This window comes from Actinosynnema sp. NPDC059335 (genome assembly GCF_042752395.1).
GTDB lineage: Bacteria > Actinomycetota > Actinomycetes > Mycobacteriales > Pseudonocardiaceae > Actinosynnema.
This window is the reverse complement of the sequence record NZ_JBHYXZ010000023.1, coordinates 60340-76179: the sequence shown is the minus strand read 5'-3', so window position 1 is coordinate 76179 and position 15840 is coordinate 60340. Positions and strand designations below refer to the sequence as shown.

Annotated in this window: 12 protein-coding genes; 7 read left to right on the top strand and 5 right to left on the bottom strand. The window is 74.3% G+C overall.

Annotation, left to right across the window (positions count from 1 at the left end):
- Positions 1–103 precede the first annotated feature (103 nt).
- The 3 genes from ACFXGA_RS10545 to ACFXGA_RS10535 form a co-directional block, all read right to left on the bottom strand.
- Entirely contained in the window at positions 104–3451 is a 3348-nt protein-coding gene (locus ACFXGA_RS10545; RefSeq protein WP_378086364.1) for a hypothetical protein, read from the bottom strand.
- A gap of 200 nt (positions 3452–3651) precedes the next feature.
- Entirely contained in the window at positions 3652–4428 is a 777-nt protein-coding gene (locus tag ACFXGA_RS10540; RefSeq protein ID WP_378086362.1) for a hypothetical protein, read from the bottom strand.
- A 179-nt stretch (positions 4429–4607) separates the two neighbouring features.
- A complete protein-coding gene (locus ACFXGA_RS10535; RefSeq protein WP_378086360.1) occupies positions 4608–6788 on the bottom strand; it encodes a hypothetical protein in 2181 nt (726 codons plus the stop codon).
- Positions 6789–6918: 130 nt separating this feature from the next.
- Between ACFXGA_RS10535 and ACFXGA_RS10530 the strand changes: the two genes are divergently transcribed.
- A complete protein-coding gene (locus ACFXGA_RS10530; RefSeq protein ID WP_378086358.1) occupies positions 6919–8112 on the top strand; it encodes an AI-2E family transporter in 1194 nt (397 codons plus the stop codon).
- A gap of 3 nt (positions 8113–8115) precedes the next feature.
- On the opposite strand, the gene ACFXGA_RS10525 is transcribed toward ACFXGA_RS10530, so the two are convergent.
- Positions 8116–9312 (bottom strand): GGDEF domain-containing protein, encoded by a 1197-nt coding sequence (locus tag ACFXGA_RS10525; protein WP_378086356.1) that lies wholly within the window; start codon positions 9310–9312, stop codon positions 8116–8118.
- A gap of 186 nt (positions 9313–9498) precedes the next feature.
- Here ACFXGA_RS10525 and macS point away from each other — a divergent pair, with 186 nt between their 5' ends.
- From macS to ACFXGA_RS10495, 6 genes are read left to right on the top strand one after another with little or no spacing between them, the layout of a single operon-like run.
- Positions 9499–10641: a MacS family sensor histidine kinase gene (gene macS / locus ACFXGA_RS10520; protein WP_378086354.1), complete on the top strand. Its 1143-nt coding sequence runs from the start codon at positions 9499–9501 to the stop codon at positions 10639–10641.
- Positions 10638–11288 carry a response regulator gene (locus ACFXGA_RS10515; RefSeq protein ID WP_378086352.1) on the top strand — a complete coding sequence of 217 codons (651 nt, stop codon included), beginning with the start codon at positions 10638–10640 and terminating at the stop codon, positions 11286–11288. Before macS ends, ACFXGA_RS10515 begins: the two co-directional genes overlap by 4 nt.
- Before the next feature lie 3 nt (positions 11289–11291).
- Complete coding sequence (locus ACFXGA_RS10510; RefSeq protein ID WP_378086350.1) at positions 11292–11861, top strand: DUF1707 domain-containing protein; 570 nt, start codon at positions 11292–11294, stop codon at positions 11859–11861.
- Between the two features lie 47 nt (positions 11862–11908).
- The gene (locus tag ACFXGA_RS10505) at positions 11909–13372 is read left to right on the top strand and encodes an SDR family oxidoreductase (RefSeq protein ID WP_378086348.1); all 1464 of its coding nucleotides are present in this window, start codon (positions 11909–11911) and stop codon (positions 13370–13372) included.
- Positions 13373–13408: 36 nt separating this feature from the next.
- A complete protein-coding gene (gene tdh, locus ACFXGA_RS10500; protein ID WP_378086346.1) occupies positions 13409–14443 on the top strand; it encodes an L-threonine 3-dehydrogenase in 1035 nt (344 codons plus the stop codon).
- Complete coding sequence (locus tag ACFXGA_RS10495) at positions 14443–15621, top strand: glycine C-acetyltransferase (protein WP_378086344.1); 1179 nt, start codon at positions 14443–14445, stop codon at positions 15619–15621. Before tdh ends, ACFXGA_RS10495 begins: the two co-directional genes overlap by 1 nt.
- 1 nt (position 15622) lies before the next feature.
- Here the strand turns inward: ACFXGA_RS10495 and ACFXGA_RS10490 are convergent, their stop codons facing one another.
- Complete coding sequence (locus ACFXGA_RS10490; protein WP_378086342.1) at positions 15623–15814, bottom strand: hypothetical protein; 192 nt, start codon at positions 15812–15814, stop codon at positions 15623–15625.
- Positions 15815–15840: the final 26 nt, after the last annotated feature.

The following is a 15840-nucleotide window of genomic DNA, read 5'->3' as shown; positions in this document are numbered from 1 at the left end:
TCGCGCCGGTGGTGCAGCCGCGGCGCGGGTGCCCGCGGGTAGGGGGCGGGGGCCCCGGGAGTGGTGGGGGGGGGCCCGGTCGCGGGAGGTGCGGATCGGCGGATCAGATCCGCGGCATCACGGTGGTGTCCTCCAGCGCGTTGAACACGGTGCGCGCGTCGATGCCGGCCAGGGCCGGCTGGGTGAACTGCGTCGCGCCGGCGCCACCCTGCAGCGGGTTGACGTTCGCGCCGCTCAGCGACAGCGGCGGCAGGGTCGTGGCGCCGCTGCGCGGCTGGGCCACACCGGGGACCGGCAGCACGAACGGCAGCCCGGCGGGGGCGGCGACGGACAGGCCGGACAGGCTGCGGCCCTGGCCGACGCCGGGGACCGGCACGTTCTGCAGGCCCGGCAGGACCACGGTGGTGTCGAGCTCGTCGAGCAGCGGCAGGGTGCCGGTGAACGACCGCTCGCCGGCGACCGTGGCGACCGACTCGGACACGCCCCGGGACAGGACGGGCACCGCCAGGGTCACCGCGTGGATGCTCTCCTCCACCTTGGGCAGCAGGTGGTTGACGTGGCCGACGCGCGGCAGCTGCGCGGTGGGCAGGTCCGCCCGGCGGCCGGTGGCCTTGCCGAGGCCCAGGCCGCGCGGGTCCACGTCCGGCGCGTCGATGTCGGGCGCGTCCAGGTCGGGCGCGTCTAGGTCCGGGGCGTCCGGGTCGGGCGCGTCGATGTCCGGCGCGTCGATGTCGGGCCGGGGCAGCCCGGCCATCGGGGCCTGGACCCGGTCCAGCGTCCCGCGGGCCAGCGGACCGGCCTGCCCGACGCCCGTCAGCGGCACGCCGCGCAGCTCCTCCAGGCCCGGGACGCCCAGCGGCAGCCGGTACTGGGCCAGCCGGTTCACCACGTCCAGGTTCGGCAGCTCGGTCGCCCGCAGCAGGCTGTCGACGCCGGCCGGGAGCTGGATGCCCCGGGTCGCGTCGGTCTCGCGGGTCGGGTCGCCCTGGTCGTCACCGGTGCGCACGTCGTTGTGGTCCTGCGCGTTGGTGGTCGCGGTGCCGAGCACGTCCACCGGGATGCCGAACACGCGGGCGAACGCCTCGGTCGGCGTCTCGATGTCGTGCGCGGTGACCGGGCCGCGGCCCGAGGTCGTGGTCACGCCGCCGGACTGGCTCTTCGACCGGCTCGCGGTCGCGGCGTCCGCCAGACCCGCGACGGTCACCGCGTCACCGTGCACGGACGGCGTGACGCCCGCGGGCGCGGTGAGCAGGTTGCCCGACCAGGCGCCGTCCTCGGCCGAGGTCAGGTGCCGACCGCCGGTGATCAGGCCGGTCTTGTTGTCGGTCTGGGACTCGCCGTTGCCGGCTGCGGTGACCGCGTCGCCGAACACCTGCAGCGGGATCGCCGGCTGCGCGCCGATGCCGTTGCCCGAGAACGAGGCGTCGTCACCGGAGGTCTGCACGTCGCCGCCGGAGTACGAGCCGAACTGGTTGCGGCTCTCCGACTCGACGTTGCTGCCGGCGCCGACCGCGCTGCCGAACACCTGCGGCGAGGACGCCTGCGGCAGCGACAGCACGTTGCCGGACAGCGAGCCCTCGTCGCCGGTGGTGACGGCGGCGCCGCCGGAGCGGGAGTCGAGCTTGCTGTCGGTGTCGGACGAGCCGTTGCCGACGGCGACCGCCGAGTCGCCGAAGACCTGGGCCGGGTTCGAGGTGGGGACGTGCACGATGTTGCCGGACACCGAGCCGTGCTTGCCGTTGGCCGTGGGCGGGTTGCCGAGGTCGATCGTGGTGTCGCTGTCGGTGCGGGACGTCGGGTTGGCGACCGCGCCGCCCGAGTTGCCGAACACCTGGCCGCCCAGGGCGGTCGGGGCGGACACGACGTTGCTGGACACGGTGCCGTTGTCGTCCACGCTGGTCGCCACCCGGCCGGAGCGGACGAGCTTGGTCTCGTCGGCGCGGCCGGTGGGGGTGCCCGCCGCGCCGACGCCGTTGCCGAACGCCTCGGCCGGCAGGCCGACCGGCACCTGGCCGACGTTGCCCGAGCCGACCGCGTCGTTGCCGGTCGTGCCGTTGTAGCCGCCGGAGACCGCGGTGACGTCGTTGCGGCAGTCCGAGTCGGCGATGCCGGCGCCGGTCAGGCCATTGCCGCACAGGTCGGCGGCGCCGGCCGGCGGCAGGTTGGCCGCGTTGGCCGACAGCACGGACCGGTCGCCCGTGGTGTAGGTGTCGCCGCCCGCGACGGCCGTGGCCTCGTTCGCGTGCCGGGCGTTGGTGTTGCCGACGCCCGACAGCGAGTTGCCCGCGCCGGAGACCGGCAGCGCGGTCGGGGTGTCGGCGAAGTTGCCGGACAGCACCGCGTCCTGGCCGGAGGTGATGCTGTTGCCGCCCGCCTCGGCGTCGTGGGCCATGCCGTTGGCGACGCGCGAGTTGCCCAGGCCCGCCACGGCGTTGTCGCCCGCGGCGACGGGACCGGCGAACCCGGGCTGGGCCACGTTGCCCGCCAGGGTGCCGTCGTCGCCGGACGTGGTGAGCCACATCGGCACGCCGGGCCGGTCGGCGGGGTCGCCCGCGTCCGCCGAGGCCCGGTTCTCGGTCACCGTCTCCGCGTTGCCCGCGGCGCCGACGCCGTTGCCGGTGACCGCGACGACCGGGGCCACGGGCACGCCGACGACGTTGCCGCCGCCCGTGCTGCGCTTGCCCGTGGTCTCCAGCGAGCCGGCCGCCTTGGCGTCGTTGGCGGAGGTGGCCTCGCTGTAGGAGTTGCCGCCCGCGGCGACCGCGTTGTTGGTCACCTGCATCGGCACGGCGCCCTGCACGGCGGCGATGTTGCCCGACAGCGAGCCGTCCTGGCCCGAGGTCGAGACGTTGTCGCCCGCGATCGCGTACTGGTGCGAGTCGGTGCGGGTCTCGGCGTTGGCCAGCGCGGCGATGGCGTTGCCGTTGACCTGCGGGGAGAGGGCGGCGGCGCCGTGCGCCACGTTGCCCGCCAGGGGACCGTACGAGCCGTCGGTCCGGATGTCGCCGGTGCTGGTGGCCGACTGGACGCAGTTGCCGTCGCTGTAGGCGTCGCCGGTCGCGGCGATCGCGTTGCCGCAGACGCTGACCGGCACGACCACGTCCGCGTCGGCGGTGTTGCCGCGGGCGAAGCCGGCGGCGTCGACGCCGGTGACCCGCTCCATCGTGGCGCGCACCAGGGGGTTGGTGGGGCCGGCGAGGTCGCGGACCGGGGTGTCCGCCGCGCTCGGCGTGCCGATCTCCTGGTGGATCGTCGGCAGCTGGTGCTGGCCGGCGAGGGTGCCCAGGTGGTTGTGGTCGATGTCGACCGGAACGCGCACCTTCGCGTCGAGCGGGTTCGGCTTCGCGTCGGGGTTGACGTTCTCCTGGGCTGATGCGATGCCCGTGCCGAGCATCAGCAGACCACCCGTGACAAGTGCGGTCTGGAGACCGCGCTTGGCCCAGGTTTGCATGGGTTCTCCTTCTTCCGGTGTCCCTTGCGGGAGGTGAGAGGCGGTCGGACGCGGTGACCGCGTCGGGAGACGACGACCGCCCGGTTCTTCAGGGGGTGTGGAGGCGCGGCGTCTCGACCGTGGGGAGCGCACGCAAAACGGCGCGACGGTCGATCACCGGGTCGGCTCGTCGATGAGCCGCCGCGGACCGCGCGCTGGGGTCAGTCGGGCGTGATGCCGGGCTGCTTGCCCGGCATCACGGCGTGCCGCTCGGTGGCGGGGAACAGAGCCCGGGCCACCGCGGCGTCGATGGGGTCGGTCGAGCCGACCGTGAAGGGACCGCTGCCGCCGCCGGCCGAGCCGGAGCCGTCACCGGTGCAGGAGCAGTGGGCCGGCGCGCCGACGGGCGCGAACGGCATCGACGGCACCCCGGACGGGTCTCCCGGCAGGGAGGGCGCGTCCTCGGCGGGCTGCGCGACGACCACGTGGCCCGGCGCGTCCAGCCACGTGCGGCTGAGCTTGCCGAACACCCCGTGCACCACCGGGGTGCCCGCGGAAACCGGCACGGCGGTGGTGGCCGGGGTGGCCTCGGTGACGCGCTGCGCCACGGCGGTGTCGACCTCGACGTCGACGGGCGCCTGCTCGGCGGCGCGCGGCCGGATCCAGTCCCGCACGCCTCCGACGGCGCCGCGGAGGTCGTCCGCGACCCGGCGCAGGTCGGGTGGGGTGGGCTCCGGCACGCGCGGGCTGCGCAGCGCCGAGTCCAGCTCGTGCACGGCCGCGCCGACCGGGGTCAACGCGGACGCGACCGGACCGGCCGGCGCGTGCTGCGCGAGCCCGGCGACCACGTCGGTGTCGACCGGGATCTGCGCGGACGCGGCGGAGGTGGACAGCGCCCAGGCGGCGGCGGTGCCGGCCAGCGTGCCGCCCGCGACCAGCAGGGCACGGGAGAGCAGCCGCCGAACGCGGCTCGCCCCCGTTCCCGCTCGCTGGTCCACGCGCGACATTCGCTGCCTACCTCCGCCGAAAGCACCTGGGATTCGCCGGCGACGTGATCAGGTGATCAAGCCGACGCCGAGAGCGTGCCATCACGGGAGGCGGCGGCGCACTCCTTCGCGCCCTGGTTCGCCGGATCGTGTGACGAACACGGGGTGTTCCGACGCGTGACGCGGGGTAGTCAGACGCGCTTGAGGACCCGGGCCGCGCCGGCCGCCGCGGTGGACGCCAGGATCCAGCCGACCGCGATCAACGTGCTGGAGATCCACTGGGACGCGCCGGCGAACCGCCACTTGCCGTCCTGGCCGAGGTCCACGATCGGGATCAGCAGGTCCATCGCCAGCAGCCAGGCGTTCCAGGACGGCGACTCGTCGTCGTTGAGCTTCGGCATCTCGTGGCCGAGGAACCAGAGCGAGCCGAACAGCCAGAACGCGGTCAGCCAGGCGATCGCGAGCCACGGCCGGTAGCCGTAGCCGACCGTCCAGCGCTGCAGGAAGCCCCACACCCGGCCCGCCGGGCCCAGCTCGGAGTAGCGCCGGTGCTGCTTCTCCAGCTGCACGACCTGCGCCAGCTCCTCCTCGCCGCCGTCGCGGTACACGGTGGCCAGCTGCTCGTACGGGCCGGGCGCGAAGTCCGGCTGCACCAGGCGCAGCCAGCGCAGCCGGGTGCGCACGTCGACGTGCGGGCTGGACGCGATGGAGCGGAACGTGAAGTCCTCCACGTCCACCCCGCCGGTGGCCGCCCACAGCCCGGGGCCGTCCAGCACGGTGGCGGCGGCGACCCTGGTCAGCACGACCCGGCCGACCGGCGTGCGGTCCTCCGACAGCCGCAGCACGAGCTGGCTCACGGTGAGGCCGTACGCGTTCAGCGCGATGTCGCCGCCCGGGCCGCCCAGCCGGGCGCCCGCGAACGTGGCCATCTTGCCGACCTCGGCCAGCCGGAGCCGCACGCCGCCCGCCGCGGTGAAGCCGTGGCTGCACAGCAGGTCCTTGCCGATCGTGGCCACGCGGGCGTCCAGCGACGGCTTCACCGTGCCGTCCGGGCGGCGGCGCGGCGCGAGCAGGGACGCGCCGGAGCAGTCGAGGGTCGAGCCGATCTCGGCGTTCTGCAGCCGCAGCGAGCCCCGGGCGCGCAGGTCGCGGAGGAACAGCGTGCCGCCGACCCGCAGCCGGTCGGCGAACAGCACGTCGATGCCGGGTCCGTGCAGCTCGACGCCGGAGAGGGACGCGCTGCCGCGCACGTGCGCGTCCACCAGGCGGACCTGGCCGTACGCGCGGAACGCGCCCTCGCGGTCGCCGTCGCCGTTGTGCGCGCCGCGCGCTTCGAGGTCGCCGCGCACCTGGATGCCGTCGGCGTGCAGGGCGACGGGGATGCGCTGGACGTCCTCGCCGGTGGGGGTCGCGGGCTCCGCCGGCGCCTCGCCCCGGCCGATCACCGCGCCCGACAGCCGCAGGTAGCCGCCGATCTCGGCGTTGGGCAGGCGGACCGTGCCGGAGGAGGTGAAGCCGTCGTCCAGCTCCACGTTGCCCTCGACCCGCAGGCGGTCGGCGACGAGCGCGGCGGCCTCGTCGGCGGTGCCGCGCGGGATCACCAGCACCGGGCGGTCGACCACGCTGGCGTGCAGCCGGGCGCCGGAGAACACGACGCTGCCGCCGACCCGCGCGCCGTCGAGCAGGATGCGGCCCTCGGCGGTGAACCGGCCGCCCTCGGCGTCGCAGAACAGGGAGCCCGCGATGGCGACGCCGGTGGCGTCCAGGGCGTTGCGGCCGGCGTTGACCAGCCGCGCGCCGCCCAGGTGCACGTTGCCGCCGACGTTCGCGCCGCGCAGCCGCACCTCGCCGCCCGCGCGCAGCGCGATGGCCTGCAACGAGCCGGACAGCCGGATGCGGGCGGCGAGCAGGGCGTGCCCGTCGCCCCGGCCGCGCAGCACCGCGCCCGCGAGCCGGCACGTGCCCTCGACCGCGGCGTCGGTCAGGTCGACCACGCCGTCGCTGGTGAACCCGGCCTCCAGCACCAGGTCGCTGGCGACGCGCAGGTTGCGGCCCCACAGTCCGGGGACCCGGCAGCCGCGCATCCGCAGCCCGACCAGGCGGGCCATGCGCAGGTCCGGCGGTCGTTCGAAGGTGCAGTCGAGGAAGTCGACGACGTGCTCGACCCGCGCCCCTTCGAGCGCGAACGAGCCCACGACGTGCGCGCCCACGAGCCGGAGCGCGGCGGTCCGCCCGCCGTCGGCGAGCAGGGACGTCAGCAGCTCGCCGCGGACCGTGCGGTCCCGTCGGGGCTCCTTCGGGTCGAATCGCAGGGGGCGCCCGGCGGCGAAGGCGGCGCGGACGGCGTCCTCGACGGTCTCCTCGGCGGTCACGCCCGCGATCCGATCACCCGGACGCCGTGTCCCGCCGGGTTTTGCGGGAATCCGCGACGTGGGCTTCGACATGGGCCCGCGGCGCGCGCTCGGCGCCCCCGGGGCGGCCGGGCGGACTACCGTGATCGGCGTGACGGGGAAGGAATCGAAGATCAGCGACAACGTGCCCGGCCTGCTGCGCGTGTCGGCGGCCTTGAGCTGGCGGTTCGTGGCCGTGGTCGCGGCGCTCTACGTGGTGTTCCACGTGGTCGGGTTCCTGGCCACGATCGTCATCCCGGCCGGGGTGGCGCTGCTGCTGGCCGCGCTGCTGTCGCCCGCGGTGTCGCAGCTCACCAAGGCGGGCATCCCGCGCGGGCTGTCCACGGGCGTGGTGCTGGTGGGCGGCATCGCGGTGGTCGGCGGCGTGCTCACGTTCGTGATCACCGAGTTCTCCAAGGGCCTGCCGCAGCTGCAGGAGCAGGTCAGCGCGAGCCTCGACACCATCCAGGACTGGTTGAAGGCCGGGCCGCTGCACCTGAGCGACCTCCAGCTCCAGCAGTACCTCGACCGGGTGCTGGAGACGGTGAAGGAGAACCAGGCCGAGATCACGTCCGGCGCGCTCACCACGGCGGCCACCGTCGGCGAGCTGCTGACGGGGCTGATCCTGGCGCTGTTCACGCTGATCTTCTTCCTGCACGACGGCGACGGGATCTGGCGGTTCCTGATCCGGATCGTGCCGCGCGACGTGCGGGACCGGGCCGACGTGGCGGGCCGGCGCGGGTTCGCCTCGCTGGTGTCGTACGTGCGGGCGACCGCGCTGGTGGCCGTGGTGGACGCGGTGGGCGTCGGCATCGGCCTGTGGATCGTGGACGTGCCGCTGGTGGTGCCGCTCGCGGCGCTGGTGTTCCTCGGCGCGTTCATCCCGATCGTGGGCGCGGTCATCACCGGGGCGGTGGCGGTGCTGGTGGCGCTGGTGGCCAACGGCCCGCTGGAGGCGCTGATCATCCTGGCCGTGCTGATCGGCGTGATGCAGCTGGAGAGCCACGTGCTGCAGCCGTTGCTGCTGGGGCGCGCGGTGAAGCTGCACCCGCTGGCCGTGGTGCTGGCGATCACCACGGGCCTGGTGGTCGGCGGCATCGCCGGCGCGCTGCTGTCCGTGCCGCTGCTCGCGGTGCTGAACTCGGGCATCAGGTCGCTGCTGTCGGAGTCGGACAAGGCGGTCGAGCCGCGCCAGGTCGACGTGCTGGAACCGCAGGAGAGCGGGCCGGTCGACACCGGCGGCGACCGGGTGGACGACCCCGAGGGCGACGAGGGCCCGACCGCGCGGCACAGCGGGCGGCGGTAGCGGTCAGGCCATCTCGACCAGGTTGCGGCCGTAGCCCTTGGCGGCCAGCAGCGCCGCGTCGGCGGCCACCAGCAGGTCGGGCAGCTCGTAGCCGAACCGCTGCGTGGTCGCCACGCCGATGCTCACGGTGAGCCCGGTGAGCAGGTGCTCCCGGCCGTCGGTGCCGACGGTCGGCACGGCCAGGTCGGCCACGGCGTGCCGCACGCGTTGGGCGACGGACCGGGCGACGGCCGGCTCGGCGTCGGGCAGGAGCACGACGAACTCCTCGCCGCCGAAGCGGCCGACGAGGTCGCCGCGGCGCACCGTGCCGGTCAGCAGCAGGGCCACCGCGCTGAGCGCCGAGTCGCCCGCCAGGTGGCCGACCTCGTCGTTGACCCGCTTGAAGTGGTCGAGGTCGAGCAGCATCACGGCCATCGGCCGGTTGCGCACCCGCGCCTTGGACAGCTCGTAGCGGGCCCGGCCGTCCCAGTGCACGGCGTTGGCCAGGCCGGTCTTGGCATCGCGCTGCGCCGAGCGCCGCCACTGCGGCAGCTGGGCCGCGCGTTCGAGCAGGGCCAGCGGCGGCCCGGCCATCAGCGCGTGCACCGGGGTGGTGAGCGCGGAGAACCCCATGAGGCCGCCGATGCTCACCGCGACGACGCCCAGCACCACGTCGATCGGCTCGCCGATGACCTCCTCGCCGGGCGCGCGCGGGCTGCGCAGCTTGAGGCCGAGCGCGATCAGGCCCGCCCGGACCACCAGCAGCACGGTCGCGCCGAGCACCATGACGGCGAGGTCGGTGCTGGGCTCGGCCCAGCCGATGGCGAAGCGGGTGCCGAACACGGCCAGGGTGGTCGCGGACAGCGTGAACACCCAGCGGTGCGCCTCCGGGCGCTGGGTCAGCACGCCGTGCAGCGCGGGGCCGAAGAGGAGCAGGACGAGCAGGTTGCACGGCAGCGCGACCAGGCCCGCGGTGAGGTAGCAGAGGTGGGCGGCCCACGGGTTGCGCGCCGACTCGCCGACCCGGTGGCTGTGGATCGAGCTGCCGATGATCACCGCGCCGGCGGTGCCCGCGATGGCCGCGAACCGGCCGATCTCCCCCGGCTCGGGCTGCGGCTGCGTCACGATCGCGTAGACGACGACGGCGAGCGCGAGGGCGTCCACCAGCAGCCAGTAGGCCAGCGCGGACCGCCGGAGCGTCCACAATGGCCAGTGGCGCACGCTCGGCCCTCCCTCGCCGCGGCAGCCCACGACGTGATCCCCACCAGGGAGCGGATCAGCGTCCGCGGGATCACGCTCGGTGACTCCCGTCAGCCTTCCACAGGTGTCGGTATCGGAACAGACGGCCACCTGGGGGTTAGCCGGGCCACTCCGACACGGCAAGATTGGGGGCGAAGGGAGCACACCGTGCACACAAGGCCATCCGACCAGGGGACAGCGGTCCTGGAGGACCCGGTCGCGCACCTCTGGCGGGGAACGGTAGCGCTACGCGTAGTGACGTTCCTGTTCGCCTTGGGCAACGCGATCGACCAGCACTCCGAGTACGAGCGCCCGTGGCTCGCCTGGGCGGCCATCGGGGCGATGGCGCTGTGGTCGGTGTTCACCATCCAGGCGTACAGCCGGGAGACCGGCCGGCGGTCGTGGGTCGTGGTCGCGGACGTCGCGGTCACCTGCGGCCTGATGTCGCTCTCGCCGCTGATCATGACGGACGCCCAGTTCCTGTTCAACGTCCCGCTGATCACCACCATCTGGGCGGCCTGCCCGCCGGTCGCGGCGGGCGCGCTGGGCGGTCAGGTCGCGGGCGCGGCGTCCGGGCTCGTCGTGGGGCTGAGCACCTACCTCAACCGCGGGGTGCTGTCGGTGGACCTGGTGCGCGACGTCGTCCTGCTGGCGGGCGCGGGGTTCGTGGTGGGCATGGCGTCGTCCACGGCGAAGCGGTCGGCGGTGCGGCTGGCGCAGGCGCTGCGGACCGAGGCGGCCACGGCGGAGCGCGAGCGGCTGGCGCGGTCCATCCACGACGGTGTGCTCCAGGTGCTCGCCCGGGTGCGCAAGCGCGGCACGGAGCTGGGCGGCGAGGCCGCGGAACTCGCCGAGCTGGCCGGCGAGCAGGAGGTCGCGCTGCGGTCCCTGGTGGCCGCCGCGCCCACCGAGTCCACCGTGGACGGTGACGCGGACCTGCGGCCGGCGCTCCAGCTGCTGGCCACGTCCCGGTTCCAGGTGTCCACACCGGCCACGCAGGTGATGCTGCCCGCCTCGACCGCGTTCGAGCTGACCGCCGTCGTGCGCGAGGCGCTGTCCAACGTGGACAAGCACGCGGGCCCGGACGCGCGGGCGTGGGTGCTGCTGGAGGACCTCGGCGAGGAGGTCGTGATCAGCGTGCGCGACGACGGCCCCGGCATCCCCGAGGGCAGGCTCGCCTCGGCCGAGGCGGAGGGCCGGATGGGTGTGGCCCAGTCGATCCGGGGCCGGGTCGAGTCGCTGCGTGGCACCCTTGACCTGCAGACGGGGCCGGGGGAGGGCACCGAGTGGGAGGTGCGGGTATACCGATGAGCGTGTCCGTGATGGTGGTGGACGACCACCCGCTGTGGCGCGACGGCGTCGCGCGCGACCTGTCCGAGCGCGGTTTCGAGGTGGTCGCCACCGCCGGCGACGCCGCCTCGGCGGTGCGGATCGCCCGCGCGGTGCGCCCCGACGTGGTGCTGATGGACCTCAACCTCGGCGAGACCACGGGGGTGGAGGCCACCACGATGATCACCGGGTCGCTGGAGGGCACCCGGGTGCTGGTGCTGTCCGCGAGCGGCGAGCACAGCGACGTGCTGGAGGCGGTGAAGGCGGGCGCGTCCGGCTACCTGGTGAAGTCGGCGTCGGCCGAGGAGCTGGTGGAGGCGGTGAACCGGACCGCGGCGGGCGACGCGGTGTTCACCGCCGGGCTCGCCGGGCTGGTGCTGGGCGAGTACCGGCGCATGGCCGCCACGCCGGACGAGGACAAGCCGCAGCTCACCGAGCGGGAGACCGAGGTGCTGCGGCTCGTGGCCAAGGGGCTGACCGCGCGGCAGATCGCGAACCGGCTGGTCATCTCGCACCGCACGGTGGAGAACCACGTGCAGTCCACCCTGCGCAAGCTCCAACTGCACAACCGCGTCGAGCTGGCGCGGTACGCGATCGAGCACGGTCTCGACGTCGAACCGGAGGGCTGAGCCATGACCGACCCGAGGCAGCTGCGGGTGTCCGACGCCGAGCGCGAGCACGTCGTCGGCCTGCTGCAGAAGGCGATCGGGCGCGGCCTGATCACCCTGGACGAGTTCACCGAGCGCACCGACACCGCGCTGGCCGCGCGCACCCGCGGCGAGCTGAACGCGGTGCTGCTGGACCTGCCCGGCATGGTGCACCGGGAGAAGGCGGTGGGCGTGCCGCAGGACCGGCAGGAGCTGAAGTCCACCATGTCGACGGTCAACCGCAAGGGCAACTGGGCGGTGCCCCGGCAGCTCCTGGTGCGCAACCGGATGGGCACGACGGACCTGGACTTCCGCGAGGCGTCCATCCCGCACGCGGTGGTGGACATCGAGCTGGACGTGACCGCCGGGTCGGTGAAGCTGGTGCTGCCGGACGGCGCGACGGTCGACGCCGACGGCGTCGAGCTGGCCGCGAGCAACCTGAAGGACAAGGTGGGCACGGGCGCGCACGGGCGGCCGCACTTCGTGGTGCACGGCCACGTGCGCGCGGGCAACGTGGAGATCAAGAAGAAGACCCGCTGGTTCCGCCACGCGTGACCGCGTCCCGTCGTGCGGGGTGACCGCCGCCCGGCGAGGATCGCGGTGTGCACTGCCTCGTCACCGGCGCGACCGGTTACCTCGGCGGCCGGCTCGTGCCCCGGCTGCTCGCGGCGGGCCACCGGGTCAGGTGCCTGGTCCGCGACCCGCGCAAGCTGCGCGACGTGCCGTGGGCCGACCGGGTCGAGGTGGCGCGCGGCGACGTGCTCGACCCGGCGTCGCTGGACGCCGCGATGCGCGACGTGGACGTGGTGCACTACCTCGTCCACTCGCTGAGCGTGCCCGACTTCGCCGACGCCGATCGGCGCGCGGCCGAGCACACCGCCCGCGCCGCGGCGGCCGCGGGCGTGCGCCGGATCGTCTACCTGGGCGGCCTGCACCCGCCCGGGGTGGCGCTGTCGCCGCACCTGGCCTCGCGCAAGGAGGTCGGGGACGTGTTCCTGCGCGGCCCGGTGCCCGCGGTGGTGCTCCAGGCGGCGGTCGTCATCGGGTCGGGGTCGGCGAGCTTCGAGATGCTGCGCTACCTGACCGAGCGCCTGCCCGTCATGGTCACGCCGCGCTGGGTGCGCAACCGGGTCCAGCCGATCGCGGTGCGGGACGTGCTGCGGTACCTGGTCGAGGCGGTGGACCTGCCCGCCGACGTGCACCGGTCGTTCGACATCGGCGGCCCGGACGTGCTGACCTACCTGGAGATGATGCTCCGGTACGCCGAGGTGGCCGGGTTGCCGCGGCGGCGCGTGCTGCCGGTGCCGCTGCTCACGCCGCGGCTGTCCGCGCACTGGGTCGACCTGGTCACGCCGGTGCCCCGGGCGATCGCCGCGCCGCTGATCGAGTCGCTGGTGCACGAGGTGGTGTGCCGGGAGCACGACGTCGAGGCCGTGATGCCGGGCGAGAACACCGGCTACGACCGCGCGGTCGCGCTGGCGCTGGCGAAGGTCCGGGACGCCGACGTGGAGACCCGCTGGTCGGGCGCGTCGTTGCCGGGCGCGTCCGCGCAACCGCTGCCGACCGACCCGGACTGGTCGGGCGGCTCGGCCTACGTCGACGAGCGGGAGCGGCGGACCCCGGCGTCGCCGGAGCGGCTGTGGCGGGTCGTGGAGGGCATCGGCGGCGAGCACGGCTGGTACTCGTTCCCCCTGGCCTGGGCGGTGCGCGGGTGGCTGGACCGGCTGGTCGGCGGGGTCGGGCTGCGCCGCGGCCGGCGCGACCCGAGGCGGCTGCACGTCGGCGAGGCGCTGGACTGGTGGCGGGTCGAGGAGCTGGACCGGGGCCGGCTGCTGCGGCTGCGCGCGGAGATGCGGGTGCCCGGCCGGGCGTGGCTGGAGCTGCGGGTCGCGGCGGCGGAGGGAGGCGGCTCGACCTACCGGCAGCGGGCCGTCTTCGTGCCGCGCGGGCTGGCCGGGCACGTGTACTGGTGGTTGGTGTGGCCGTTCCACGGGGTGGTCTTCGAGGGCATGGCGCGCAACATCACCTGTGAAGCTGAACTTACGAGTGAATTCAGAAAGTCCTGATGGACTGCACAAGAGGGCCGGGGCACACTCGCCCGCATGAAGGCACTGGTCAAGGCGACCGCCGGACCGGGGCTGTCGTTGACCGACGTCCCGGACCCCACCCCCGGCCCCGGTGACGTGGTCGTCCGGGTGCTGCGCACCGGCATCTGCGGCACCGACCTGCACATCGACTCGTGGGACGAGTGGGCCGCGCACAACATCCACGCGCCGCTCGTGCTCGGGCACGAGTTCGTCGGCGAGGTGGTGGAGACCGGCGCCGCGGTGACCGGCGTGGCGGTCGGCGACCTGGTCAGCGGCGAGGGGCACCTGGTGTGCGGCACGTGCCGCAACTGCAAGGCGGGCCGGCGGCACCTGTGCGCCAACACGCGCGGCCTCGGCGTGCACAGCGACGGCGCGTTCGCCCAGTACGTGGTGCTGCCCGAGCAGAACGCCTGGGTGCACCGCGCGCCCGTCGACCTGGACGTGGCCGCGATCTTCGACCCCTTCGGCAACGCCGTGCACACCGCGCTGTCGTTCCCGGTCATCGGCGAGGACGTGCTGATCACCGGCGCCGGCCCGATCGGGATCATGGCGGCGGCGGTGGCCAAGCACGCGGGCGCGCGCAACGTCGTCATCACCGACGTCAGCGAGCACCGGTTGGCGCTGGCCCGCGAGGTCGGCGTGGACCTCGCGCTCAACGTCGCCGAGCGCACGATCTCCGAGGCGCAGTCCGAGCTGGGCATGACCGAGGGCTTCGACGTCGGCATGGAGATGTCCGGCAAGCCGATCGCGCTGCAGGAGATGATCGGCAACATGGCCCACGGCGGCCGGATCGCCATGCTGGGGCTGCCCGCCGAGGGGTTCGCGGTCGACTGGAGCAGCGTGGTGCTGAAGATGCTCCAGGTCAAGGGCATCTACGGCCGCGAGATGTTCGAGACCTGGTACTCGATGTCGGTGCTGCTGCAACGCGGCCTGGACCTGTCGCCGGTGATCACCCACCGGTTCGACTACACGGCGTTCGACCAGGCGTTCGCGACGGCGCGCGAGGGCAAGTGCGGCAAGGTCATCCTCGACTGGACGGGAGCTCACTGATGTACGGCGCGATGCGCGAGGACCTGAGGGCCGGCCTGGACGAGATCCGCGACGCCGGGCTCTACAAGGCGGAACGGGTGATCGGCACGCCGCAGAACGCCGCCGTCCGGGTGGGCTCGGGCGCGGAGGTGCTGAACTTCTGCGCCAACAACTACCTGGGCCTGGCCGACCACCCCCGGCTGGTCGAGGCCGCGCACGAGGCGTTGGACCGGTGGGGCTTCGGCATGGCGTCCGTGCGGTTCATCTGCGGCACGCAGGAGCCGCACAAGGAGCTGGAGCGGCGGCTGTCGGAGTTCCTGGGCACCGAGGACACGATCCTCTACAGCTCGTGCTTCGACGCCAACGGCGGCCTGTTCGAGACGCTGCTCGGCGCGGAGGACGCGATCATCTCCGACGAGCTGAACCACGCGTCGATCATCGACGGCGTGCGGCTGTCGAAGGCGCGCCGGTACCGGTACCGCAACCGCGACATGGACGACCTGGAGCGGCAGCTCAAGGACGCCGCCGACGCCCGGTACCGGCTCATCGCCACCGACGGCGTCTTCTCCATGGACGGCTACCTCGCGCCGCTGGACGAGATCTGCGACCTGGCCGACCGGTACGACGCGCTGGTGATGGTGGACGACTCGCACGCCGTCGGCTTCACCGGCCCGAACGGCCGCGGCACGCCGGAGCTGTTCGGCGTGCAGGACCGGGTGGACATCGTCACCGGCACGCTCGGCAAGGCGCTGGGCGGCGCGAGCGGCGGCTACACGTCCGGGCGGGCGGAGATCGTGGAGATGCTGCGGCAGCGGTCGCGGCCGTACCTGTTCTCGAACTCGCTCGCGCCGTCGATCACCGCCGCCGCAATCGCCGCGCTGGACCTGCTCAGCTCGTCCGGCGAGCTGCTGACCAGGCTGCGCGAGAACACCGCCCTGTTCCGCGCCCGGATGACCGAGGCGGGCTTCGACCTGCTGCCCGGCGAGCACCCGATCATCCCGGTGATGATCGGCGACGCGGCGCGGGCCTCCCGGATGGCGGACCTGCTGCTGGAGCAGGGCGTCTACGTGATCGGCTTCTCGTACCCGGTCGTGCCGCACGGCAAGGCGCGGATCCGGACGCAGATGTCGGCCGCGCACTCGACCGGGGACGTGAACCGGGCGGTGGACGCGTTCGTGGCGGCGCGCGACCGGATGTGACCTAGCGCCCGCGCTTGCCCCGCAGGCCGAGGACCGCCAGCAGGATGGCCGACACGAGCAGCGAGAGCAGCACGACCGTGCCGTCCACCGCGAACCCGCCCGCGCGGGCGCTGGGCACGACGACGCCGAACACGACCAGGACGAGCAGCCCGAGCCCGGAGACGACCAGGCCCGGCGCGCGGTGGGAGTCCATGCCCCTTGGTACCGCACCGGCCCGGG

Bases quoted from the DNA above. Each gene is read 5' to 3' on its own strand.
- ACFXGA_RS10545 (WP_378086364.1), bottom strand. From the start codon at position 3,451: ATGCAAACCTGGGCCAAGCGCGGTCTCCAGACCGCACTTGTCACGGGT.
- ACFXGA_RS10515 (WP_378086352.1), top strand. From the start codon at position 10,638: ATGAGCGTGTCCGTGATGGTGGTGGACGACCACCCGCTGTGGCGCGAC.
- ACFXGA_RS10510 (WP_378086350.1), top strand. From the start codon at position 11,292: ATGACCGACCCGAGGCAGCTGCGGGTGTCCGACGCCGAGCGCGAGCAC.
- tdh (WP_378086346.1), top strand. From the start codon at position 13,409: ATGAAGGCACTGGTCAAGGCGACCGCCGGACCGGGGCTGTCGTTGACC.
- ACFXGA_RS10495 (WP_378086344.1), top strand. From the start codon at position 14,443: ATGTACGGCGCGATGCGCGAGGACCTGAGGGCCGGCCTGGACGAGATC.
- ACFXGA_RS10490 (WP_378086342.1), bottom strand. From the start codon at position 15,814: ATGGACTCCCACCGCGCGCCGGGCCTGGTCGTCTCCGGGCTCGGGCTG.